17 protein-coding genes are annotated in these 22,988 nt (G+C 65.0%); 8 read left to right on the top strand and 9 right to left on the bottom strand.

The window, feature by feature from the left end; translation table 11 throughout:
- Nucleotides 1–10: 10 nt before the first annotated feature.
- The 5 genes from AC07UW_RS20005 to dnaA form a co-directional block, all read right to left on the bottom strand.
- A complete protein-coding gene (locus AC07UW_RS20005; RefSeq protein WP_032978482.1) occupies nt 11–856 on the bottom strand; it encodes a CPBP family intramembrane glutamic endopeptidase in 846 nt (281 codons plus the stop codon).
- A gap of 67 nt (nt 857–923) precedes the next feature.
- The gene (gene gyrB, locus AC07UW_RS20000) at nt 924–3,383 is read right to left on the bottom strand and encodes a DNA topoisomerase (ATP-hydrolyzing) subunit B (RefSeq protein WP_032978484.1); all 2,460 of its coding nucleotides are present in this window, start codon (nt 3,381–3,383) and stop codon (nt 924–926) included.
- Nucleotides 3,384–3,495: 112 nt separating this feature from the next.
- Nucleotides 3,496–4,590 carry a DNA replication/repair protein RecF gene (gene recF, locus AC07UW_RS19995; RefSeq protein ID WP_495212721.1) on the bottom strand — a complete coding sequence of 365 codons (1,095 nt, stop codon included), beginning with the start codon at nt 4,588–4,590 and terminating at the stop codon, nt 3,496–3,498.
- Nucleotides 4,591–5,519: 929 nt separating this feature from the next.
- Nucleotides 5,520–6,620 carry a DNA polymerase III subunit beta gene (gene dnaN, locus AC07UW_RS19990; protein ID WP_005411731.1) on the bottom strand — a complete coding sequence of 367 codons (1,101 nt, stop codon included), beginning with the start codon at nt 6,618–6,620 and terminating at the stop codon, nt 5,520–5,522.
- Nucleotides 6,621–6,896: 276 nt separating this feature from the next.
- Nucleotides 6,897–8,228, bottom strand: coding sequence for a chromosomal replication initiator protein DnaA (gene dnaA, locus AC07UW_RS19985; RefSeq protein ID WP_025875573.1), 1,332 nt, complete (start codon nt 8,226–8,228; stop codon nt 6,897–6,899).
- 254 nt (nt 8,229–8,482) lie between these two features.
- Here dnaA and rpmH point away from each other — a divergent pair, with 254 nt between their 5' ends.
- The 6 genes from rpmH (at nt 8,483) to AC07UW_RS19955 (ending at nt 16,216) form a co-directional block, all read left to right on the top strand.
- Entirely contained in the window at nt 8,483–8,623 is a 141-nt protein-coding gene (rpmH, locus tag AC07UW_RS19980; RefSeq protein WP_006404565.1) for a 50S ribosomal protein L34, read from the top strand.
- Nucleotides 8,624–8,628: 5 nt separating this feature from the next.
- The gene (gene rnpA / locus AC07UW_RS19975; protein ID WP_495212720.1) at nt 8,629–9,123 is read left to right on the top strand and encodes a ribonuclease P protein component; all 495 of its coding nucleotides are present in this window, start codon (nt 8,629–8,631) and stop codon (nt 9,121–9,123) included.
- The gene (yidC, locus tag AC07UW_RS19970; RefSeq protein WP_025875582.1) at nt 9,123–10,838 is read left to right on the top strand and encodes a membrane protein insertase YidC; all 1,716 of its coding nucleotides are present in this window, start codon (nt 9,123–9,125) and stop codon (nt 10,836–10,838) included. Before rnpA ends, yidC begins: the two co-directional genes overlap by 1 nt.
- Nucleotides 10,839–10,967: 129 nt before the next feature.
- Entirely contained in the window at nt 10,968–13,637 is a 2,670-nt protein-coding gene (locus tag AC07UW_RS19965) for a polysaccharide deacetylase family protein (RefSeq protein ID WP_495212719.1), read from the top strand.
- A 3-nt stretch (nt 13,638–13,640) separates the two neighbouring features.
- A complete protein-coding gene (gene mnmE, locus AC07UW_RS19960; RefSeq protein ID WP_495212718.1) occupies nt 13,641–14,990 on the top strand; it encodes a tRNA uridine-5-carboxymethylaminomethyl(34) synthesis GTPase MnmE in 1,350 nt (449 codons plus the stop codon).
- Nucleotides 14,991–15,100: 110 nt separating this feature from the next.
- Nucleotides 15,101–16,216, top strand: coding sequence for a glycerophosphodiester phosphodiesterase (locus AC07UW_RS19955; RefSeq protein WP_495212717.1), 1,116 nt, complete (start codon nt 15,101–15,103; stop codon nt 16,214–16,216).
- Between the two features lie 196 nt (nt 16,217–16,412).
- On the opposite strand, the gene AC07UW_RS19950 is transcribed toward AC07UW_RS19955, so the two are convergent.
- Both AC07UW_RS19950 and AC07UW_RS19945 read right to left on the bottom strand, forming a co-directional pair.
- Complete coding sequence (locus AC07UW_RS19950) at nt 16,413–17,183, bottom strand: rhomboid family intramembrane serine protease (RefSeq protein ID WP_428704847.1); 771 nt, start codon at nt 17,181–17,183, stop codon at nt 16,413–16,415.
- A 106-nt stretch (nt 17,184–17,289) separates the two neighbouring features.
- The gene (locus AC07UW_RS19945) at nt 17,290–18,246 is read right to left on the bottom strand and encodes a TerC family protein (protein WP_025875596.1); all 957 of its coding nucleotides are present in this window, start codon (nt 18,244–18,246) and stop codon (nt 17,290–17,292) included.
- A gap of 294 nt (nt 18,247–18,540) precedes the next feature.
- On the opposite strand from AC07UW_RS19945, the gene AC07UW_RS19940 reads away from it, so the two are divergent.
- Complete coding sequence (locus AC07UW_RS19940; RefSeq protein WP_033832636.1) at nt 18,541–19,710, top strand: class I SAM-dependent rRNA methyltransferase; 1,170 nt, start codon at nt 18,541–18,543, stop codon at nt 19,708–19,710.
- A 72-nt stretch (nt 19,711–19,782) separates the two neighbouring features.
- Here the strand turns inward: AC07UW_RS19940 and AC07UW_RS19935 are convergent, their stop codons facing one another.
- A complete protein-coding gene (locus tag AC07UW_RS19935; RefSeq protein ID WP_495212716.1) occupies nt 19,783–20,649 on the bottom strand; it encodes a hypothetical protein in 867 nt (288 codons plus the stop codon).
- Nucleotides 20,646–21,464 carry a protein klaA gene (locus AC07UW_RS19930; RefSeq protein WP_025875602.1) on the bottom strand — a complete coding sequence of 273 codons (819 nt, stop codon included), beginning with the start codon at nt 21,462–21,464 and terminating at the stop codon, nt 20,646–20,648. The genes AC07UW_RS19935 and AC07UW_RS19930 overlap by 4 nt, the downstream gene beginning before the upstream one ends.
- A 156-nt stretch (nt 21,465–21,620) precedes the next feature.
- Between AC07UW_RS19930 and AC07UW_RS19925 the strand changes: the two genes are divergently transcribed.
- On the top strand, nt 21,621–22,862 hold the full coding sequence (locus AC07UW_RS19925; RefSeq protein WP_495212715.1) for a dipeptidase: 1,242 nt from the start codon (nt 21,621–21,623) through the stop codon (nt 22,860–22,862).
- The last annotated feature ends 126 nt before the right edge of the window (nt 22,863–22,988 follow it).

Raw genomic sequence — 22,988 nt, 5'->3', positions numbered from 1 at the left:
GGACAGCGCCTTACGTTGCCCCGAAAAACACCAGGGCCGCAAGCGCCACGGCATTGTTCAGTGCATGTGCGGCGATCGCCGCCCACAAGGTGCCGGTGCGGCGGTACAGCCAGCAGAACGCGGCGCCCATGCCGCCATAGACCAGCCATAGCTGGGCGATCTCGGCCGGGCCATTGGCGCTGGTACCGGGAATTTCATGGATGAGCGCGAACGCCAGGCTGCTCAGGATCATCCCCAGCCACGGCCGTCCGGCCTGCCACAGGCGCCCGAACAGGACCCGGCGGAACAGCAGTTCCTCGTAGGCAGGTGCCAGTACCACGGCGAACAACGTCAGGAACAGCGGAAAGCGGGCAACCGCGTTCTGCATCAGTTCGAGGTTTGTCGGCACCGGCTCGATGCCCATCTGCTTGGCCACGAAGGCGATACCGTTGCTGCCGATCACGATCGCGCTGGCCACCAGCAGGGTCCAACCCCAGGTGGAGGGGCGACGGAGCGCGTCGCGCGAACGCTGGCGTTCGGCAGCGTTGGCCGGTCGGCGCCAGAAATACACCAGCAGTGCTGCGCCGCCGGTAGCGACCAGTGCCATCAGGATCTGCCCAAGAGCACCGGGCTGGCCGAGCTGCTGGGTGACCGCTGCCGGGTCAGGCGTGCCACCGCCGGATTTGGCGCTGGCGTATCCCACAACGATGCCGCGATAGAGTCCCCAGATCAGCCCGCCCACCAGGCTCAGCCCGAACAGGGTGACGGCAGCGATTCCCAGATCGATGAAGAAGCCCGCCAGCGGCGAGGAGGCGCGGGGCGTGACAGTAGCCGGTGGAACCGGCGGCGGAGCGGAAACCGGGGCGGAAGCGGACATCGATTACCTGCGATCAAGGGACAAAAGCCGGCGCGCCTCCCCGCGCGCCGGCCACCATCCGATTGTGTCAGATATCCAGGTTGGCGACCTTCAGCGCGTTGTCTTCGATGAAGTCGCGGCGCGGTTCGACCACATCACCCATCAGGGTGCTGAAGATCTGGTCAGCGGCCACCGCATCTTCGATACGCACCTGCAGCAGGCGACGGGTATCGGGATTGACGGTGGTGTCCCACAGCTGTTCCGGATTCATTTCGCCCAGACCCTTGAATCGCTGGATCTGACGGCCGCGCTTGGCTTCGTCCAGCAGCCAGTTGCGGGCCTGCGCGAACGACTCGATCTCGATCGACTTGGCGCCACGGGTGATGACCGCGCCTTCGCGGACCAGACCGTGCAGCAGCTGCGCTGCCTGGTGGATGCCACGCAGCTCGCCGCTTTCAAGCGCGGACAGCGGCAGCACCTGGATGTGCTGTTCGCCCATGTGGCTGCGCGTGACCAGCACCGCAGCGGGACGCTGCTCGTTGGGTTCCTGCAGTTCCAGGGTGAAACGGGCGCTGCCGAGGTTGCCCTGGTTGAGGTGCTTGGCCAGCGCGTCCAGGCCTTCGCCGGGACCTGCGTTGCGCAGGTTTTCCAGCTCCAACGGCATGAAGTCGACCAGCGCTTCGAGCAGGTTGCGGTCGTAACGATGGGTATTGCGGTTGATCGTGTCCTGCGCGGCAGCGTAGGCAAGCAGCAGCTTTTCCAGCGCCACGCCATCGATCGGCGGCTCGCCGCTGGCCGGCACCAGTCCCGCGTTCTCCACTGCGCTGCTGGCCAGATAGCTGTCCAGCGCCGGATCGTCCTTCAGGTACAGCTCCTGCTTGCCCTGCTTGATCTTGTACAACGGCGGCAGGCCGATATAGACATAACCACGCTCGATCAGCTCCGGCATCTGACGGTAGAAGAACGTCAGCAGCAGGGTGCGGATGTGCGCGCCGTCGACGTCGGCGTCGGTCATGATGATGATCTTGTGGTAACGCAGCTTGTCCGGGTTGTACTCGTCGCGACCGATGCCGGTGCCCAGCGCGGTGATCAGCGTACCCACCTGGTCGGACGCCAGCATGCGGTCGAAGCGTGCACGTTCCACGTTGAGGATCTTGCCGCGCAGCGGCAGCACCGCCTGGTTCTTGCGGTTGCGGCCCTGCTTGGCCGAACCACCTGCCGAGTCACCCTCGACGATGAACAGTTCGGACAGCGCCGGATCCTTTTCCTGGCAGTCGGCCAGCTTGCCCGGCAGGCCGGCGATATCCAGCGCACCCTTGCGGCGGGTCAGGTCGCGGGCCTTGCGCGCGGCTTCGCGGGCACGGGCAGCGTCGACGATCTTGCCGGCGATGGCCTTGGCTTCGTTCGGGTTTTCCTGCAGGAACTCTTCCAGGCGCTGGCCGAACGCACTTTCCACGGCCGGACGCACATCCGAGCTGACCAGCTTTTCCTTGGTCTGGCTGGAGAAGCTCGGGTCCGGCACCTTCACCGACAGCACCGCGATCATGCCTTCGCGCATGTCATCGCCGGTCAGGTTGATCTTGGCCTGCTTGGCGATGCCGTTCTGCTCGATGTAGTTGTTGAGCACACGGGTCAACGCGCCACGGAAGCCGGCCAGGTGGGTACCGCCGTCTTTCTGCGGAATGTTGTTGGTGAAGCAGTACATCGTCTCCTGGTAGGAGTCGGTCCACTGCAGCGCCACTTCCACGGTGATGCCGTTGGATTCGCCGGTTACCGAGATCACGTTCGGGTGCAACGGCGTCTTCAACTGCGCCAGATGCTCCACGAAGCTGCGGATGCCGCCCTCGTAATGGAAGTCGTCGCGGCGGCCATCACCACGCTCGTCCACCAGCACGATCTTGACGCCGGAATTGAGGAAGGACAGTTCGCGCAGGCGACGGGCCAGGATGTCGTAGTGGAATTCCACGTTGTCGTGGAAAGCCTTTACCGACGGCCAGAAGCGCAGGGTGGTACCGCGCTTGGTGCTGGGACCGACCTGCTTGAGCGGATGCAGTGCTGCGCCGTCGGCGTATTCCTGCTGGTAGTGGAAACCGCCCTGGTAGATATCCAGGACCAGCTTCTGGGACAGCGCGTTGACCACGCTGACGCCCACGCCATGCAGGCCGCCGGAAACCTTGTAGCTGTTGTCGTCGAACTTGCCGCCTGCGTGCAGGACCGTCATCACGACTTCGGCTGCAGACACGTCGCGGTCGAGCTTCTTGCTCATCTGCTCGTGCTTGCCCGTCGGAATGCCGCGACCGTTGTCGGACACTCCGACCGAGCCGTCGGCATGGATCGTCACCGACACGTGGTCGGCATGGCCGGCGAGGGCTTCGTCGATCGAGTTGTCGACGACCTCGAACACCATGTGATGCAGGCCGGTGCCGTCATGGACGTCGCCGATGTACATACCTGGGCGCTTGCGGACAGCCTCCAGGCCTTCCAGGGCCGTAATGCTGTTGGCGTCGTAGTTGCCGTTGTTTGCCGGGGTGTTCTGTTCGTCGGTCATTGCGCTTGCCGTAGGCTCCGCAGGTCGGACACCGCTTTGAGCGATGTGCCGAGAATGAAGGGATAGCAGCCTGAATTATACCAGCCGGGGCTGAGCGGCCTTGCCGTGCCCACTATGGCACAGCCACGATCTGTGCATGTTCCACGTGGAACCGGGTGATGTTGCTCAGAGTCTCCAGTGCTGCAGGCGTTTCTGTTGCAGTGATGAATATCTGCGCCGGTGCCGCCAACAGGCGGTGCAGTACCCGGGCTTGGTGTGTGCGATCCAGCTCCGAGGCCAGATCGTCGAGCGCGATGACGGGCCACTCGCCACGCTGCTCGGCGTAATCCTCCGCCTGGGCCAGTAGACAGGCGAGGGCGGTGAGCTTGGCCTGGCCGCGTGACAGCGCATCGCGACCCGGGATGCTCTGGAACGCCACGCTCCAGTCCGCCCGGTGTGGGCCCAGCGAGGTGTAACCCGCCTGACGGTCGCGATCGCGCGCCAGCAGAAGGGCATCTGCCAGCGGAACCTCGTGCCGGCGCCAGCCGGGACTCAGATTCAGGCCCACGATTCCCAGTTGCGGAGCCAGTGCCTCGGCCAGGGCGATGGTTCGGGACTGCAGCCGCTCCAGGTAGTGCTGCCGACGACCGGTCAGCGGTTCTCCCGCCTCGGCCAGCTCGTGATCCCAGGTATCGAGCATCCGCGACGGCCCGCCCTGCTTGAGCAGGGCATTGCGCTGCTTCAACGCGCGCGAGTAGCGCCGCCACAAGGATAGGAAGTCTGGTTCCACGTGGAACAGGCCCCAATCCAGAAAGCGCCGACGCGGCTCGCCACCACCACTCACCAAGGCGTGACTGCCCGGTTCAAAGGTCACCACAGCCAGGGCGGCACACAGGTTTCCGAGTTGGGCGACGTCTTCGCCATCCAGCCGCCCCTTCCACTCCTGCCCGCTGTGCCGCAACCCGGCTTTTCGCCTCTGCACGGGCAGATCACCGCGTTGCTCGTCCCATTCCACGAAGACTTCCAGGGCTTCGTGACCCTGACGCACCAGGCCATCGCGTACCCGCCCGCGGAAACTCCGCCCATAGGCCATCAGATGCAACGCTTCAAGGACGCTGGTCTTGCCAGCGCCGTTGTCACCGGTCAGCAGATTCACCCCTGGCTGGGGCGACAGCTCCACCGCATCGAAACGACGCAACTGGTGGAGGGCAAGACGACGAATCTGCATGGGATGCGACAGACCATCCGCACATGGCGGTAGAGGGGCGGGGAATCACCCAGCTTACTGCATTGGTCAAGCCAGCCAGCGTGGATGGATGTGGACCGACATCAGCGGCTGGTTGCAGCCTTGGAGAACACGGTTCCACGTGGCGGCGGCCTGCCGGTGTGGAAGCTACCGGAGACAGTGGCCGAAATCGTTCAAATCCAGCAGGAAGCCAAAGCTCAAGGCGTCCAGATTTCACCATTCCGAAGACCGTCGCTCCGGCTCATGGACTGACTTCGCACCGATATCGCAGCCAGTGCTGCTCAAATTCCTTGAAATCTGCGATCAACGCCCCTGCCAGGTTCCACAGATTTCAAGAAATTCAAAGCGGCAGTTCCACGCCATCCACAGAGGGCCTGTATGACTTATACACAAGGTGTGGGCGAACTGTGGATAAAAAAGGCACTTTCCCTCGGCTGTAAAACTATCCACAGGTTCCCACCCAGGCTTGATGGCCTATATACAGGGGGTTTCAGCCCTATAAAACCCTTCTAGATCATCAACATAGCCTACTTTTACATAAAATCTGGCCCTACCATCACCACCAAGCTTTTGATTTATACCCAGATTTAGAAGCTAGGGAAGCTCCGAATTCCCACGAATGAGGCCTGTGGACAGAGAGGTAAGCACTCAGGCGGAAACTGCTGCATCGGATCCCGCTGCGTGCTCATATCCAACGTGTCTCGTCATCTCAGCACGTGGATTCCACAACTGGATTCCCGGGACCGTGGGTTCCATGCGCCGACAACCCATCAGGGCAACGCGGATGCTCTCATCTGCAGGAGCCACCAAGGGCCGCGGTAAGCATTCGCAACGATGCTCCACGTGGAACAAAAAAAAAGACGCCCGGAGATCCCAGGCGTCCATGTGTTCCACGTGGAACGGCGCAGCTGTCAGAGACGCAACGGCATCACCACATGACGCGACTTCTCGCTGCTCGATTCACGCACCAGCGCCGAGGAGTTGGAGTCGCGCAGCTGGATGATCACTTCTTCGTCGCGCAGGGCGGAGAGGGCATCCAGCAGGTAGTTCACGTTGAAGCCGATGGCCAGGTCGCTGACCGTGGTGTCGGCCTCGATCTCTTCCTGGGCTTCTTCCTGCTCCGGGTTGTGCGCGCTGATCTTCAGGTTGCCCGGCGAAACTTCCACGCGGATGCCGCGGTACTTCTCGTTGGACAGGATCGCAGCACGCTGCAGCGAGGCACGCAGTGCTTCGCGATCAACCTTCACCTCGCGGTCGGCACCAATCGGAATCACTGCCTCGTAATCCGGGAAGCGACCGTCGATCAGCTTCGAAGTGAAGGTCACATCGTCGCGCTTCACGCGAACGTGGCTGCGGCCGACTTCCAGTTCGATCTCGCGATCACCGCTTTCCAGCAGGCGCTGCAACTCGGTCACGCCCTTGCGCGGCACGATGATCTGGCGCTTGGAACCGCTGGGCTTGGCCAGATCGGTTTCGCACAGGGCCAGCCGATGACCGTCGGTGGCGACAGTGCGCAGCGCATCTCCGCGCAGGTCGAACAGCAGGCCGTTGAGGTAATAGCGCACGTCCTGCTGGGCCATCGCGAACGCAGTGCGCTCGATCAGCTCCTTCAGGGTTGCTTCGCCGATCGCGACACGCTCGGTGGCTTCCACTTCGTCCACCGACGGGAAGTCGTTGGAGGGCAGGGTGGCCAAGGTGAAGCGGCTGCGTCCTGCCTGCACGGTGATCTTGTCACCGGTCTGCGAGACGGTAATCCGGCTGCCATCGGGCAGGGCGCGGATGATCTCGAACAGCTTGCGGGCGGGAATGGTGGTTTCGCCGTCCTGGGCATCTTCAACCGCGATCCGCGACACCATTTCCACTTCCAGGTCGGTACCGGTCAGCGACAGCTGGCCGTTCTGCACCTGCACCAGGAAATTGGCCAGAACCGGAAGGGTCTGGCGGCGTTCGACCACGTTGACGACCTGTGCCAACGGCTTGAGAAAGGCTTCGCGCTGCAGTGTGAAACGCATGTGGTTCCGTGCCCCTATGCTTTAAAAAAATGTGGAATAAATCAAAAGCTTGGTGGTGCTGGTAGAGCCAGAATCGCTGGAAAACACAGCTAAGTCTTTGTAAACAAAAGAGTTTCAGGCTTCGAAACCCTCTGCATTACCAGCCCCCAAGGGGTGGGGAAAGCTGTGGATAAATCTTCCGGGAAATCCAACGGCGTTTTTATCCACACCCTGTCCCGCGCTTACTACCGGATTCTGCACCGTTTTATGCGGTGACGCCTTATCGGCGTACGTGCATCATTCGCTCAGCTTCCGGATCAGCTTGTCCCAGTCCTCGCGGAGCTTGCCGTCGGCTTCCATCAGGGTGCGGATCTGTCGGCAGGCATGCAGCACCGTGGTGTGATCGCGACCGGCAAAGGCGTCGCCGATTTCGGGCAGGCTGTGTTCGGTCAGTTCCTTGGTCAGCGCCATGGCAACCTGACGCGGACGGGCCAGCGACCGGGTCCGACGCTTGGACAGCAGATCCTTGATCTGCAGCCCGTAGTAGTCGGCAACGGTTTTCTGGATGTTGGGAATGCTGATCGCCTGCTGCTGGGCGCGCAGCAGGTCGCGCAGGGTTTCCTGGGCGAATTCGGTGGTGATCGCACGGCCGGTGAAATTGGCGCGGGCGGTCAGGGTATTCAGCGCACCCTCGAGGTCGCGCACATTGGAGCGCATCTTCTTGGCAATCAGGAACGCAACGTCATCGGGAATCTCGGCACCACGCTCGCGGGCCTTGGCCAGCACGATCGCAGCGCGGGTCTCGAAGTCCGGCGGCTCGATGGCGACCGACAGGCCCCAGGCAAGCCGCGACTTCAGGCGCGCTTCCAGGCCTTCGACTTCGCGCGGATAGCGGTCGCAGGTCAGGATGATCTGCTGCTTGCCATCGAACAGCGCGTTGAAGGTGTGGAAGAACTCTTCCTGGGTGCGGTCCTTGCCCGCGAAGAACTGGATGTCATCGATCAGCAGCGCGTCGACCTGTTGGAACTGGCGCTTGAACTGATCCATGGTCTTTTCCTGCAAGGCCCGGATCATCGCGCTGAAGAACTGTTCCGAACGCAGGTACAGCACCTTGGCGGCCGGATTGGCCTGACGCATCGCGTTGCCGGCGGCGAACATCAGGTGGGTCTTGCCCAGGCCGGTGCCCCCGTACAGCAGCAGCGGATTGTGCGCTCGGTCGCCCGGCTTCTGCGCCGCCTGGAATGCTGCGGCCAGGCCCAGCTGGTTGCTGCGCCCTTCCACGAAGTTGGCGAAGGTGTAGTGGTTGTCCAGGTTGCCGGCAAAGGGAACCTGCGGCTGCACCGGCGCCTGCGCCGAATGGCTGGAAACCGGCGCGATCTGCGCGTCCACGGGCCGCGGACGCGAGCCGATTTCAAGAAATACGTCGCCGAAACCGGCAAAGTGCGTGACCAGCTCGCGGATCCGCGGCAGGTACAGTTCGCGCACCTGATCGACAATGAAGGCATTCGGTGCATACAGCACCAGGCTGTCAGCGCGCAGATCTGCCTGCAGCGGCTTCAACCAGGTGTGAACATCCTCGGGCGGGAACTCCGCCTCGAGTCGCTCGAGACTACGTGACCAGGCATCCATCAGCAATAATTGTCCGGTGGCCGATGCATAGGCGCGAAAAGGCGCCCAAACACAGGCCTGAAAGGGGGGAAATGGATGGCTCAGCCTACCACCGAGCGCCCGCCTTCGGAATGCTTGTCCCCTACTTATTCACAAAAAGATCCACAGCTATTGCACAGCCCGGTGAATTGGCGTAGCAGACAGGGGTTGACGGGAGGGGGGACACCTCTCTAAAATTTCCGGTTCTTTCCGTCCCATTCATACGAGAGGCCCACATGGCCACCAAGCGCACCTTCCAGCCCAGCAACCTCAAGCGTAAGCGCGACCACGGCTTCCGTGCCCGTATGAAGACCGCTGACGGCCGCAAGATCCTGTCGCGTCGCCGCGCCAAGGGCCGCAAAGTCCTGAGCGCCTGATTGCCATGCCGCATCCAGCGGCAGACGCAATCCATTCGACAGTGAATACTGCAGACCCGCGCAAGCGATTCCCTCGCTCTGCGCGGGTTCGCACGCGTGCCGAATATTCAACGGTCTTCAACGGCGCCCGCCGTGTGTCCGATCCGCTGATGACCCTGCACTGGCTACCGGCTGACCGGCCGGCCAGGCTGGGTCTGGCGGTTTCCCGCAAGGTCGATCCTCACGCCGTTGGGCGTAACCGGATCAAGCGCGTCCTGCGCGACGCCTTGCGTCAGACACGAACCGACATACAGCCAGGCGACTTCGTCGTCGTGGCTCGTACTGCTGCGCGTCATGCCAGCAACGAAGATATCCGCCAGGCCTTCCTGCGCCTGCTGCGGCGCCTGCGCGCATTGCCCGCGCCGGGCGTGGACGGCACAATGCCGCCGCCTGATGGCATTGCCATTTCCTCCATCACCGAGCCGGCACCGCGTCCCGGCCCCGCTGAGCCTGCCTGCTGATGAACCAGACCCGTGTTTTCCTGATCTTTGCCTGGCTGATGGTGGCCGTGCTGCTGTGGATGGAGTGGAGCCGTGAGAAGTCCGCCCCGACCCCGGCGCCGACGACCAGCTCGGCCCCGGCCGCCGCCCAGAGCGTCCCCGGTGCGTCCCCGGGCAGCATCCCCAGCGCGCAGGTTCCCGGTGCCCCGGGTCAGGCCGCTGCACAGGCCCAGGCCAGCGCCACCCCGTCCGCACAGACCGTGACCATCACCACCGACGTGCTGCGCCTGAAGCTCGATGGCGGCCGCGTGCTCGACGCCGAACTGCTGCAGTTCCCGCAGAGCAAGGACGAAGGCAGCCCGCCGGTGCGCCTGCTGACCGAAGATCCCGCGCATCCCTACAGCGCGATCAGCGGCTGGGCCAGCGAAGACAAGAACACCCCGGTGCCGGGTGCCGACGGTTTCAAGCTGGTCGGTGACACCCGCGACTTCGTGCTGGCCAAGGGCCAGAACGAACTGCAGGTTCCGTTCGTATGGACCGCCGACAACGGCGTGACCATCAAGCGCACCCTGATCGTGGGCCGCAACGAGTATGCGATCCGCTTCAAGGATGAAGTCAGCAATGCCGGCGCCGCACCGTGGAACGGCTACGTCTACCGCACCCTGGACCGCAGCCCGACGATCCTGTCGCGGAGCATGACCAACCCGGACTCGTTCAGCTTCAACGGTGCCACCTGGTACGACAACGACAAGAAGTACCAGCGTCGTGCGTTCAAGGATTACCTGGACGATGGCGCGCTGAACCAGAACATCACCGGCGGCTGGCTGGCGATGCTGCAGCACCACTTCTTCACCGCCTGGATCCCGCAGAAGGACCAGACCGCACACTACGTGCTGTCGCAGGTGGCCGGTCGTGACCTGATCGAAGCGCGTGGCCCGGCCTTCACCGTGGCCCCGGGCCAGTCCACCAGCACCGAGGCCCGTCTGTGGGTCGGCCCGAAGCTGGTCAACCTGATCGCCAAGGAAGACGTGCCGGGTCTGGACCGTGTGGTCGACTACAGCCGCTTCTCGATGATGGCGGTGATCGGCCAGGGCCTGTTCTGGGTGCTCAACCAGGTGCACAAGCTGGTGGGCAACTGGGGCTGGGCCATCGTCGGCCTGGTGGTGCTGCTGAAGATCGTGCTGTACCCGCTGTCGGCGACGCAGTACAAGAGTGGCGCCAAAATGCGTCGCTTCCAGCCGCGCATCGCACAGCTGAAGGAACGCTATGGCGATGACCGCCAGAAGTTCCAGACCGCGATGATGGAGCTGTACAAGAAGGAAAAGATCAATCCGATGGGCGGCTGCCTGCCGATCCTCATCCAGATGCCGATCTTCTTCGCCCTGTACTGGGTGCTGGTGGAATCGGTCGAACTGCGCCAGGCGCCCTGGTTCGGCTGGATCCAGGACCTGACCGCCCGTGACCCGTACTTCATCCTGCCGGTGATCAACGTGGCGGTGATGTGGTTCACCCAGAAGCTGACGCCAGCACCGGGCATGGACCCGATGCAGCAGAAGATGATGCAGTTCATGCCGCTGGTGTTCGGCGTCATGATGGCCTTCATGCCGTCCGGCCTGGTCCTGTACTGGGTGGTCAATGGTGGACTGGGCCTGCTTCAGCAGTGGTGGATGACCAAGAGACACGGCAGCGATCCGGTGCCGGCCACGGCAGCTACCGCTCCGGCCAAGAAAAAGTAAGGCGCGTCTGCGCCGACGGGTAGAGCCGGCCGCTGGCCGGCTGGCCCAGCAAAGGCCCGCCGCAAGGCGGGCTTTTCGCATGCGGCGTTAGAATCGCCGGCACACCATTCCCCTTTGTTCGAGTCCGCCATGCCGCGTGCGCCGTCGTTCTGCCTGTTCCTGCCCAGCCTGCTGCTGACCCTGCTCGTGGCCGGCTGCGGCGACAAGGACGCGCAGGCACCGGCGGCGGTCACCCAGCCGAGCGCACAGGCCGCTGCCGCCGCCGACCCGGCCGCCGCGCCGTTGCTGGGCGCATTGCAGAAGCAGCTCGACGGCTATCGACGGATCATCGTGCTGCTGGCCGATGAGGAACAGCAGTCCACGGCCGATCGCACCACCTCCACCCGCATCGGCCAGCAGCTGTTCCACGATGGCCTGGAACAGCGCAGCGCCATTGCCGCGCAGTTCGACACGCTGCTGCGTGGTACCAGCCCGCAGCGCTTCGCAACCCTGGGCACGGTGCTGGATTACATCGAGTCGGCACCGGAACTGTTCGATGCCGATCGCCTGGCGTTCCGCGAGGTGCTGCGTGACCTGCACGAACGCATCGGCGCTGACTCCTCGTTGCCGGCGGTGAAGCTGCACCAGCGCATCGGCGAAGATCTGGAGGCGCTCGACGAGATCGAGCGCAACTACAACCAGGAACTGACCCGCATCTTCAGCCGCTTCGAGCGCACCCGTGCCATCGAACTGAAGCGCGAGAAGTGGGACGACTACATCGCGCACCTGCACAAGGACTACAGCCGCGAAGCGATCCTGCGCGACTACGGCGTGATCGAGCCGTACCCGATGTCGATGAAGGACAGCGACCGCGAGATCTTCGGCCGCGATCTGCCGCCGAAGACGGTGGTGCTGACCTTCGACGATGGCCCGCACAAGGCTTATACCGATGAAGTGGTGGCCATCCTCAAGCGCTACGACGTACCGGGCGTGTTCTTCGAGGTCGGTCGCAACCTGGGCAAGGTCGACACCGACGGCAAGGTCAGCCTCGGCCCGATGGCGAAGATCAGCCGCAACCTGATGGAAGAGGGCTACGCCGTCGGCAACCACAGCCTGACCCATGCGCAGCTGTCGCGCACCACCGGTGATGCGCTGCGCCAGCAGGTGCTGGACACCGATACCCTGCTGAAGGACGTGGACAGCAAGCGCGCGCCGCTGTTCCGCTTCCCGTATGGCGCACGCAACGCCGAAGGCCTGCAGCTGCTCAACGAGGCGGGCCTGAAGTCGATCATGTGGAACATCGATTCGATGGACTGGGCCGACCCGGTGCCCGAATCGATCGTGCAGCGCGTGCTCGACCAGGTGAACAAGGAACAGCGCGGCATCATCCTGTTCCACGATATCCACGACCGCGCGGTGAAGGCACTGCCGCAGATCCTGGACCGGCTGATCGCCGACGGCTACCAGTTCGCCGGCTGGAATGGCCGCGACTTCAGCGTCGCCCGGCCGCGCAAGGGCAGCGACCGCGATGCCACCGTCACCACCGGCTATGAAAAATCGTGGGCGATCGTGGTCGGCATCGACAACTACGCCAAGTGGCCGAAGCTGGAATACGCCAGCCACGATGCCCAGGCCGTGGCCGATACGCTGACCGGGCAGTTCGGCTTCCCGTCCTCGCAGGTGATCGTGCTGAAGAACGAGCAGGCCACCCGCAACAACATCCTGGCCGCCTTCCACGACCGGTTGTCCGATGACCGCACCGGCAGGAATGATCGCGTGTTCGTGTTCTTCGCCGGCCATGGCGCGACGCGCCAGCTCGCCTCTGGCCGTGACCTGGGCTACATCATCCCGGTCGATTCGGACCCGAAGGAATTCGCCACCGACGCGATCGCGATGACCGATATCCAGAACATCGCCGAGAGCATGCAGGCCAAGCATGTGATGTTCGTGATGGATGCCTGCTACAGCGGCCTTGGCCTGACCCGCGGCGGCCCGTCGTCGTCGTCGTTCCTGCGCGAGAACGCGCGCCGCAGCGCGCGGCAGATGCTGACCGCTGGCGGTGCCGACCAGCAGGTGGCCGATGCCGGCCCGAACGGCCACTCGGTGTTCACCTGGGTGCTGCTGCAGGCATTGGCCGGCAAGGGCGATCTCAATGGCGATGGCCTGATCACCGGTACCGAACTGGCTGCCTATGTGGCGCCGGCGGTGTCGGCTGTCTCGCAGCAGACGCCGGCGTTCGGCAGCCTGCCCGGCTCGCAGGGGGGCGAGTTCGTGTTCCAGGTGCCGGACAGCCAGGAATACCTCAACGCCGATACGCGCCAGCTGACTGCCGATGCGATCGCCCTGAACAACAAGGTCGACGCTGCCCAGGACGCCAAGAACAGCGAAGCGCCAGTGACCGTGGCCGACCTGCAGGGCGGCAAGGCCAAGCTGGTGGTGCCGACGGCCGGACCGGCCTCGGACCGCCAGCGCGCGCAGCAGGCCAACGACCGTGGCCTGCAGCTGTACCGCGAGAAGCGCTACGACGAAGCCGCCGTGCAGTTCGCCGAGGCGCTGAAGCTGCGCCCGGATTTTGCCCAGGCGGCCAACAATCTCGGCTTCGTCTACTACCGCCAGCAACGCTACGCCGAAGCGGCGCGCTGGCTGGAGAACACCCTGAAGATCGATCCGTCGCGCGCGGTGGCCCATCTCAACCTGGGCGATGCCTACTTCAACGCCGGCGACAAGGCCAAAGCGAAGCAGGCCTACACCACCTACCTGGCCCTGCAACCGCAAGGCAGTGGTGCGGCGCAGGCGCGCGCGCAGCTGGAGAAGCTCTGAGCGATGAACGATATGAAGCGTACCGAGACCATCGTGGCCATTGCCAGCGCACCCGGCGCGGGTGGCGTGGGTCTGCTGCGCCTGTCAGGCCCGCGTGCCGCAGCGATTGCCAACGCGCTCGGCGCACCGACGTTGCGCCCGCGGCATGCGCATTACGCGCGCCTGCGCGATGCAGACGGTGAGGTGATCGATGATGGCATCGTGCTGTGGTTCCCGGCGCCGAACAGCTTCACCGGCGAAGAAGTGGTGGAACTGCAGGGCCATGGCAGCCCGGTACTGCTGCAGCAGCTGGTCGCACGCTGCATCGCATTGGGGGCGCGGCAGGCGCGGCCCGGCGAGTTCAGCGAACGGGCTTTCCTCAACGGCAAGCTGGACCTGGCTCAGGCCGAAGCCATCGCCGATCTGATCGCCGCCGGTGACAACCGCGCGGCACGTGCTGCACGCCGTTCGCTGGATGGTGTGTTTTCGCGCCGCATCGATGCGGTGGTCGAACAGCTGGTGCTGCTGCGCATCCACGTGGAAGCGGCCATCGATTTCGCCGATGAGCCGCTGGACACACTCGGCGGCGCACAGGTGCGGCGTGGCCTGGAGCAGGCGCGCAGCGATCTGGCCCTGCTGCGTCGCGACGCAGAGCGTGGCCGTCGTCTGCGCGATGGCCTCCATGCGGTGCTGATCGGCCCACCGAACGCTGGTAAGAGTTCGCTGCTGAACGCGCTGGCCGGTAGCGAGCGTGCCATCGTCACCGACATCGCCGGCACGACCCGTGACACGCTGCGCGAGACCATCCGTCTGGATGGGCTGGAATTGACCCTGGTCGATACCGCCGGTCTGCGCGATGGCGGCGATGCCATCGAACGCGAAGGCATGCGTCGCGCGCGCGCGGAGATCGAGCGCACCGACCTGGCGTTGATCGTGCTGGATGCACGCGATCCGGCAGCCGGAGAAGCCGCGATCGGCGAAGCGGTACTGGCTTTGCCGCACAAGGTCTACATCCACAACAAGTCGGATCTGCTGGATGCGATGCCGGTGCGGGACGACCCGGACCGCGTGTTCGTCTCCGCTGCCACCGGCGCGGGACTGGACGAGCTGCATGCGCGCCTGCGTTCGATCGCTTCGGCCGGCGCAGGGGAGCAGGTGGAGGGCGAATTCTCCGCACGCACCCGCCACGTCGATGCGATCGAACGCGCACAGGAACACGCGCAGCGGGCGGATGGCGAGCTGGTGCACGAGCACCTGGAGCTGGCGGCCGAGGAGCTGCGGCTGGCGCACGACGCGCTGGGCGAAATCACCGGGCAGATGAGTGCCGATGACCTGCTGGGAAGGATTTTCTCCAGTTTCTGCATCGGCAAGTAAGCCTTGGTAGTGCCGGCCGCTGGCCGGCAATCCAGGGAAGTCAGCTCCCCCAACCTGTCACATTCCCGCCGCATACTGACGCCCATCACAAACCGCTTGGGGAAGTCGCAGTGAAGTCGTGGGGTCGTGCGTTGCTGTTGTCGCTGGCCGTGGCACCATCGGTGGCCATGAGTGCTGAATCCTCCCCTCCGGCCGCGCCCAAGGCGTCGGTCTACGGCCATCGCGGTGCAAGCGCGCTGCTGCCCGAGCACACGCTGGCGGCCTATGCGCAGGCCATCGCCGACGGTGCCGATTACATCGAACCGGACCTGGTGATGACCAAGGACGGGGTGATGGTGGCCCGCCATGAGAACGAGATCGGTGGCACCACCGATGTGGCCGAGCACGGGGAATTCGCGAAGCGGAAGACCCGCAAGGTCATCGACGGGCAGACGGTCGAAGGCTGGTTCACCGAAGACTTCACCCTGGCCGAGCTGAAGACGCTGTACGCCCGTGAGCGCCTGCCGGAGTTCCGCAGCACCGCCTACGACGGCCAGTTCCGCATTGCCAGCCTGGACGAGATCCTGGCGTTCCTGGTCCAGCAGGCCGGTCGTGCCAACCGTGGCATCGGCCTGGTGCCGGAGATCAAGCACCCGACCTACTTCCAGTCGATCGGCCTGCCGATGGAAGACAAGGTGCTGGCTGCGCTGCGTGGCAACGCCTATACCAATGTCGGCCCGGTCACCATCCAGTCGTTCGAGACCGCCAACCTGCGTTACCTGCGCGGCAAGATCCCGCGTGGCAGCAACATCCGCCTGCTGCAGCTGCTGTGGAAGGGCGATACCCAGCCGGCCGACATCGCCAAGGCCGGTGGCGCGCTGACCTATGCGCAGATGATGACCCCGGCGGGGCTGAAGGACATCGCGGCCTATGCCGACGGCATCGGCCCGGAGCTGCGCTCGATCATCCCGCTGGATGCCAACGGTGCGCTGGGCACGCCGACGTCGCTGGTGCGCGATGCGCACGCGGTGGGCCTGATGGTGATTCCGTACACCTTCCGCCCGGAGAACCACTTCCAGGCCAGCAACCTGCGCAAGGGCGCGGACAATGCGCGCAACGCGGAGGGGTCGATCGCGGAGATGCGTGCCTACCTGGCGACCGGCATCGATGCCTTCTTCACCGATGACCCGGCCCTGGGCCGGCAGGCGGTGGATGGAACAGGCGCGGCGGTGAACGCGGCGAACTGACCCGCTCTGGTAGATGCCAACCTTGGTTGGCACGCGGTCGCAGCAGGAAGCATAGGAACGCCGGACGCATGAGCGCCGACCAAGGTCGGCTACTACCGGAACGCGAGAATGCGGCGCCCAGGGTCAGAGCCCCTTCGGGGATCCAACCTCGACACGCTTAGGAGCTTGCCGGCCATCGGCCGGCACTACCGTTGCATCACGAACGCGGGTCTTCCGGCCGGCGGAACGGGATCACCACATAGTCCTGACCTTCGCGTGGCTGCCACAGCACCGGCACGCGCTGCGGCGACGGCGGCTCGAGTTCGTCATCGGCCAGCGGCTCGACCTCGTCTTCCTCGTCCTCCCAGCTGTAACGCGGGCGCGGCGGCAGCGGATCGGCGTTGCGGAACAGCAGCGCGGCGATGATGCCGGCGAAGGCTCCGCCCATGTGCGACTGCCAGGACACACCGTCGGCATGCGGCAGCACGGTCATCAGCATGCCGCCGTAGAACAGCATGCCGATCAGCCCGGTGGCGATCGCCGCGCGGTCGCGACGCAGCAGGCCAAGGCTGGCCAGCAGGAACATCAGGCCGTGGGTGACGCCACTGGCGCCGAGATGGAAGCTGCCGGGGTTGCCGAGCATCCACGCACCGATGCCCGAGCCCAGCCACAGCAGGGGCAGGGCGCGCAGCGTGGCTTTTGGATAGACGCTGCCGGCCAGGGTGCCAAGGATCAGGATGGCGAAGCTGTTGGCGGCGATGTGTTCGACCGAGCCATGCAGCAGCGGTCCGCCGATCAGGCCAAGCAGGCCCTTGGCTTCCAGCGGTGCGACCGCCCAGGGCCGCCAGTCGAAATGGTCCTGCAGGGCGAACACGGCCACCAGCACCAGCACGGCGGCCAGGCTGGCATTGAAGGCGCGCAGGATGCGCGTGCGGTCGTTGCGGACGGCCGGCGCGTCGCCGGCGGGCAGGGGCGCGTTCGTGTTCATACCCTCAGCAATGGCGGTGGCCGGCGCGAAACCAAGGCCACCGCCGCGGGAGAGTGGCTGCGACCGGCGGGACAATCCACCGGCCGCAGCGTTCAATCGGCCAGGATCAGGCGCCGCCTTCCTTCGGCGGGTTCTTCAGGCTCAGCACCACCGTGGCGGCGATGATCACCGCGACCACGCCCAGCGAGATCGGGGTCGGGATCTTGAACAGGTCGATGATCATCATCTTGATGCCGATGAAGGCCAGCACCAGGGCCAAGCCGTACGGCAGCAGGTGGAAGCGGTCGGCCATGCCGGCCAGCAGGAAGAACATCGCACGCAGGCCGAGCACCGCGAACACGTTGGAGGTCAGCACGATGAACGGGTCGGTGGTGATCGCGAAGATCGCCGGGATGCTGTCAACCGCGAAGATCACGTCGGTCACCGCGATCAGGATCAGCACCGCGAACAGCGGGGTGAACCAGCGCACGCCGTCGCGCTTGACGCTCATCGCATTGCCTTCGTAGTCCGGCAGCAGGCGCAGGTGCTTGCGCATCCAGCGTAGGGCCGGGTTGGCTTCCAGGTCAGGCTCCTGGCCCGCGGCGAACCACATCTTCCAGCCGGTGAAGAGCAGGAAGGCGCCGAATACATAGAGCAGCCAGTGGAACTGGGTGATCAGCACGCTACCGGCGAAGATCATGATCGTACGCAGCACGATCGCCCCCAGGATGCCGATGATCAGCACCTTCTGGCGCTGTTCCTCCGGCACCGCGAAGTAGCTCATGATCATCAGGAAGACAAAGATGTTGTCCACCGCCAGCGCCTTCTCGACCAGATAACCGGTCAGGAACTCCAGGCCGACCTTGTTGGCCACGACCTGGCCGGCGGTCTCGTTCAGGTAGAACCAGAGGCCGCCGTTGAAGGCCAGCGCCAGCGCAACCCAGCCGATGGACCACCACAGGGCTTCCTTGAAAGTGACCTTGTGCGGGCCACCGTGGCGCATCAATACGAGGTCGACCAGCAGGGCGATGACCACCACCGCTGCGAAGCCGCCCCACAACCACAAATTACCGATCGTCTGCATGGGTTTGTCCGTTGGGAAATGAAAAATGCCTCAAGCCGGACGGCGAGGATCTGCAACGGAGGATCGGGAGGGGATCCAGGGACAGAGCTTCGCCAGTACGGCGAAGGTCTCGCTCGCAGTTCCGATGGGCCGGAACTGCCGTTGCACCGGAGCCTGCGGGCTCGAATTGACGGCGACAACGTCTGGGAGCTACTCCCCTTCTGCCGCCGATTCTGCGGCCTGGCCGGGCCGGCGTCAAATGCCGGGCCTTCACCGGATTTCCGGCGCCCCATGCCCCCCGGCTACAATAGGCGGATGAATACCGCCCTCCCCGTTGTCCGCCTCAAGAACGCGTGGCGTTCCAGCCACCCGTGGATTTTCCAGAAACTGGTCGAAAAGCCGACCGTTCGCCCCAAGCCCGGCTCGCTCGTCGATGTCGTCGGCGTGGACGGCGAGTTCATCGGCCGTGGCTTCTACAACGGGCATTCGCGTATTGCCGTACGCATCCTCGAAACCGACCCGCAGATCCCGGTGGATGCTGGCTGGTTCTCGCGCAAGATCGCCCAGGCGGTGTCGCTGCGCCGCGAGGTGCTGAAGCTGGACGCGGTGTCCGACGCCTGGCGCGTGGTGCACAGTGAAGGCGACGGCCTGTCCGGCCTGGTGGTGGACCGTTACAACGATCTGGTGGTGGTCGAGTTCTTCGCCGCCGGCATGTTCCGCCACCGTGAGTGGATCTACGAAGCGCTGCGCGAACAGTTCCCGGGCTGCCGCTTCCACAGCTTCGCCGACGAGCACGTGCAGAAGCAGGAAAGCTTCGACTTCCACGGCAACACCACCACCGAAGCGTCGGTGATCACCGAGTACGGCATCAAGTTCCGCGCCGACCCGGCCGGTGCGCACAAGACCGGTTTCTTCGCCGACCAGCGCGAGAACCGTGAGTGGCTGAGCCAGCAGGTGGAAGGCAAGAGCGTGCTCGACCTGTGCTGCAACACCGGCGGTTTCGCCGTGTATGCGGCCGCGCGCGGTGCATCGGAAGTGGTCGGCATCGACATCGATGAAGACGTCATCCAGATCGCCAAGGGCAATTCGCGTCTGAACAACGTGCGCCCGAAGTTCGTCCAGTCCGACATCTTTCCGTGGCTGCGTGATGCGGCCAACCGCGGTGAGCAGTACGACGTGGTGATCCTGGACCCGGCGAAGATGACCCGCGACCGCGACCAGGTGATCACCGCGCTGAAGAAGTACCTGGACATGAACAAGCTGGCGCTGGGCGTGGTCAAGCCCGGTGGCCTGTTCGCCACGTTCTCCTGCACCGGCCTGGTGGCCGAGGACCAGTTCCTCGACATGCTGCGTCGTGCAGCGTATTTCTCGGGCCGCACCATCCAGATCCTGAAGGTGGCCGGCGCCGGTCCGGACCATCCGTTCATGGCCCACGTGCAGGAATCGCGTTACCTGAAGGCCGTGTTCTGCCGCGTGGTGGACTGACCCACGGCGCGTGGAGCCGAGTGCTGCTCGGCTCCCGCACACAGCGCGGAAGACTGCCCCCGTGCGCCAGCCTCAGGGCTGCGCGCGCGGTTGCGCAGGAACCGGCTGCAGCTGCTGCAGCAACCCGTTGATCACTTCGGACCTGCGGCGCAGATGGCGGCCGAGCACGATCGCCACCGTACCCAGCGCAAGCAGCGCCGGTACCGCAAGCAGCGCCAGCACCCAGCCGACGTCGAACAGAAGCCAGCCCAGCAGACGCTGGTCATGCCATCGCTGTGACCGTTCGGAGCGGGGCAGACCGGCTGCTTTCTCGAAGCGTGACTGCATTGCCGGCGATACCGGAACACCGATGTCCTCGCCCTTGGCCAGCGCACGGGCGGTGGCGACCACGGCCGGCGAGGCCACGCCGTAGGGAAGCTCCTGCTGTGCACGCAGATAGGCCTGCCACTGCGGGTTGAAGCCGCTGAAGTCCGGGCTGGCGATCAGCGCGTCCAGCTGGCGATGGTCGAGGTGATCGCCCTGGCCGATGGCGGGTGCGGTGATGCCCGTGCTTCCCCATGCACCGCACAGCAGCATCGAACCCAGCGCAAACGACCAGGCGAAGCGGCGAAGGCGATGGCGGCTGAGCAGGTCGCGCACGCCGAAGAACATCCACACCAGCAGCAAGGGGGTCATGACCAGCAGGATGAGCAACTGCTTGCCTGTGTCCTTCGCTCCATAGCCGGCCGGCACCTGTGCCCACGAAGGGGGGCCCAGCTCGGTGCCGGTAAATGCCAGCGCCATGTAGGACAGCGCCGTTGCCGCCAGCGGAAGGCAGGCCAGGCCGAAGACCCGCAGCAGCGAGGCCCGCCGGTAGAACGCGCGCAGGCCCGGAACAGCTTCCACCCGCGCCTGCAGATCCGGCGGAATCTGCAGCGGATCGCGCACCGGCGGACTCATGCCGGCACCGCCGATGTGCGCAGCAACTGCTGCAGGGCCTGTTTCAGCTGGTCCTGCGCCTGGGCAGCACTGGCGATCATCTGTGGGCTGGCGTTGTCGCTGTTGTGCAGCGCCTGAATGGTCTGGCGCCAGATCGGCAGCAGGATCTGCACCGTCTCGCTGTAACGGTCCAGCAGGTCGATGGCATGGCTGCGTGCCAGCTGCACCTGCATCCGGCTCATCGAGTGGCTGGCCAGCAGCGCGGTCAGGTTGGCTACGCGGCGTTGCAGCCGCTCGACCGGACGGTCGAGCACCGGCGCGCCATCGTCGCTGTCCACGGCCGCTGGCAGCTCCTGCAGGAACTGCACGCCTGCATCGATGTACACCTGCAGTCGCACCCCCTGCACGTCATGCTCGAGCAGCTGCGCATCCAGTCGATCGACGCTGGCCCGCACGGCAATGGCTTCGCGCTCGATCCTGGCCAGGACATCGCCGTTGCTGCCCATGGCAATGCGACGGCGCAGGCGTTCTTCGATATCGGCACCGGTGAACCGCTCCCACCATCCCGCGCGCTGCAGCAGCGCATTGGGATCGTGTTCGGACAGCCGGCTGACCAGTTCGGCAAGCGCCTGGGCCAGTGCGTTGGCGCTGCCATCCTGCCAGGCCGGCTCGGCGCTGGCGCTGGCCAAGTCGGCCGGGCCATAGCGGCCGATGTCGGTACGACCGGCAAACAACGTTGGCAGCACATCACGCTTGAGCTGCTCGACGGTGACCGTGTTGGCGGGGACAGGCGCCTGGCCCTGCACGGGCAGCGCCGGAGGCTGGGAGTTCGACATCGGTGCTTCCATTCCATGGTCGACGCAGCACGCGGTGCTGCACGCTGACTTATCGGCTGCCGGCGAGTGTAATGGAGCTGGCGGGTCAATACGGCACTACCGGCGTTGGCCGTCGCGGCGCTATGGTCGTGTCCTTCCCATTGCCGGTGGATGCCCATGCCGTCGTTGCGTCGTCTGTCCCTGCTGCTCGCCCTGGCGCTGAGTGCGCCGCTGTCCGCCCATGCCATCGACTTCAGCGCGCAGGAGCTGGCCCGTGCCAAGGCACTGCAGCAACGCCTGCTGACCCTGGACAGCCATCTGGATACGCCGGCCAACTTCGGCCGCACCGGTTTCGACATCGAGCAGCGGCATGACCACAACGCGCTTTCGCAGGTGGACTACCCGCGAATGGTGGAAGGTGCGCTTGATGGCGGCTTCTGGGCGATCTATACCGACCAGGGCGACCGCACGGCCGCCGCGCATCTGGCCGAGCGCGACCACGGCCTGCAGCGGTTGCTGGAGATCCGGCAGATGCTGGCCGCCAATCCCGAGCGCTTCGCATTGGCGCTGACCGCCGATGACGCGGCGCGGATCAAGGCCGCCGGCAAGCGCGTGGTCTACATCAGCATGGAGAACGCCAGTCCGCTGGGGGCCGACCCCAGCCTGCTGTCGTTCTATCACCGTGCGGGCCTGCGCCTGCTCAGCACCGTGCACTTCGCCAACAACGAGTTCGCCGATTCGGCCACCGATCCCAAGGGGGCTGAATGGAAGGGCCTGAGCCCGGCTGGCAAGGACCTGGTGCGCGAGGCGGTGAAGCTGGGCATCGTCATCGACCAGTCCCACGCCTCCGATGCCGTGTTCGACGACCTGCTGGCGATGATGCCGGTGCCGTTCGTGCTGTCGCACAGCTCGGCCAAGGCGGTCTACGACCACCCACGCAATCTTGATGACGCGCGCCTGCGCAAGCTGGCCAAGGCTGGTGGGGTGATCCAGGTGAACGCGTATGGCGGCTACCTGATCGACACCGCCAAGTCGCCCGAGCGCAAGCAGGCCGAAGAAGCCCTGAGCAAGCAGCTGGGTGGCTGGGAAGGCATGACCATCGAACAGGGCGTGGCGCTGCAGAAGGCCGAGCAGGCACTGGACCACGAACACCCGGTGCGCCACGCCAGCCTGGACGACTTCTTCGCCCATTTCGAGCACATCCTGAAGGTGGTCGGCCCCGAGCACGTCGGCATCGGTCTGGACTGGGATGGCGGTGGTGGCCTGAGCGACCTGCCCGATGTCAGCCAGTTGCCGAAGATCACTGCGTGGCTGCTGCGCAAGGGGTACACCGAGAAGCAGATTGCCGCCATCTGGGGCGGCAACCTGCTGCGGGTGATGCGCCAGGCGCAGGACTACGCGGCAAAGCAGGGCGGCTAGCCGCCCTGCGGTAGTGCCGGCCACTGGCCGGCAACTGCATGCAGCCAATTGATACGAAGGTTGCCGGCCAGCGGCCGGCACGACCCAAAGACCGCCGGGCATGGCCCGGCGCTCCCTTTACCCGCC

This window comes from Stenotrophomonas sp. GW821-FHT02D01 (genome assembly GCF_059421765.1).
The sequence above is the reverse complement of the archived record's forward strand: the minus strand, read 5'-3'. Positions and strand labels throughout refer to the sequence as shown.

Excerpts from the sequence above, each read along its gene's own strand:
- recF (WP_495212721.1), bottom strand. The coding sequence starts at position 4,590 with ATGCAGATTCGTCGTCTTGCCCTCCACCAGTTGCGTCGTTTCGATGCG.
- AC07UW_RS19935 (WP_495212716.1), bottom strand. The coding sequence starts at position 20,649 with ATGAGTCCGCCGGTGCGCGATCCGCTGCAGATTCCGCCGGATCTGCAG.
- dnaN (WP_005411731.1), bottom strand. The coding sequence starts at position 6,620 with ATGCGTTTCACACTGCAGCGCGAAGCCTTTCTCAAGCCGTTGGCACAG.
- AC07UW_RS19950 (WP_428704847.1), bottom strand. The coding sequence starts at position 17,183 with ATGAACACGAACGCGCCCCTGCCCGCCGGCGACGCGCCGGCCGTCCGC.
- mnmE (WP_495212718.1), top strand. The coding sequence starts at position 13,641 with ATGAACGATATGAAGCGTACCGAGACCATCGTGGCCATTGCCAGCGCA.
- AC07UW_RS19945 (WP_025875596.1), bottom strand. The coding sequence starts at position 18,246 with ATGCAGACGATCGGTAATTTGTGGTTGTGGGGCGGCTTCGCAGCGGTG.
- AC07UW_RS20005 (WP_032978482.1), bottom strand. The coding sequence starts at position 856 with ATGTCCGCTTCCGCCCCGGTTTCCGCTCCGCCGCCGGTTCCACCGGCT.
- yidC (WP_025875582.1), top strand. The coding sequence starts at position 9,123 with ATGAACCAGACCCGTGTTTTCCTGATCTTTGCCTGGCTGATGGTGGCC.
- AC07UW_RS19930 (WP_025875602.1), bottom strand. The coding sequence starts at position 21,464 with ATGTCGAACTCCCAGCCTCCGGCGCTGCCCGTGCAGGGCCAGGCGCCT.
- AC07UW_RS19965 (WP_495212719.1), top strand. The coding sequence starts at position 10,968 with ATGCCGCGTGCGCCGTCGTTCTGCCTGTTCCTGCCCAGCCTGCTGCTG.
- dnaA (WP_025875573.1), bottom strand. The coding sequence starts at position 8,228 with ATGGATGCCTGGTCACGTAGTCTCGAGCGACTCGAGGCGGAGTTCCCG.
- rpmH (WP_006404565.1), top strand. The coding sequence starts at position 8,483 with ATGGCCACCAAGCGCACCTTCCAGCCCAGCAACCTCAAGCGTAAGCGC.
- rnpA (WP_495212720.1), top strand. The coding sequence starts at position 8,629 with ATGCCGCATCCAGCGGCAGACGCAATCCATTCGACAGTGAATACTGCA.
- AC07UW_RS19925 (WP_495212715.1), top strand. The coding sequence starts at position 21,621 with ATGCCGTCGTTGCGTCGTCTGTCCCTGCTGCTCGCCCTGGCGCTGAGT.
- AC07UW_RS19940 (WP_033832636.1), top strand. The coding sequence starts at position 18,541 with ATGAATACCGCCCTCCCCGTTGTCCGCCTCAAGAACGCGTGGCGTTCC.
- gyrB (WP_032978484.1), bottom strand. The coding sequence starts at position 3,383 with ATGACCGACGAACAGAACACCCCGGCAAACAACGGCAACTACGACGCC.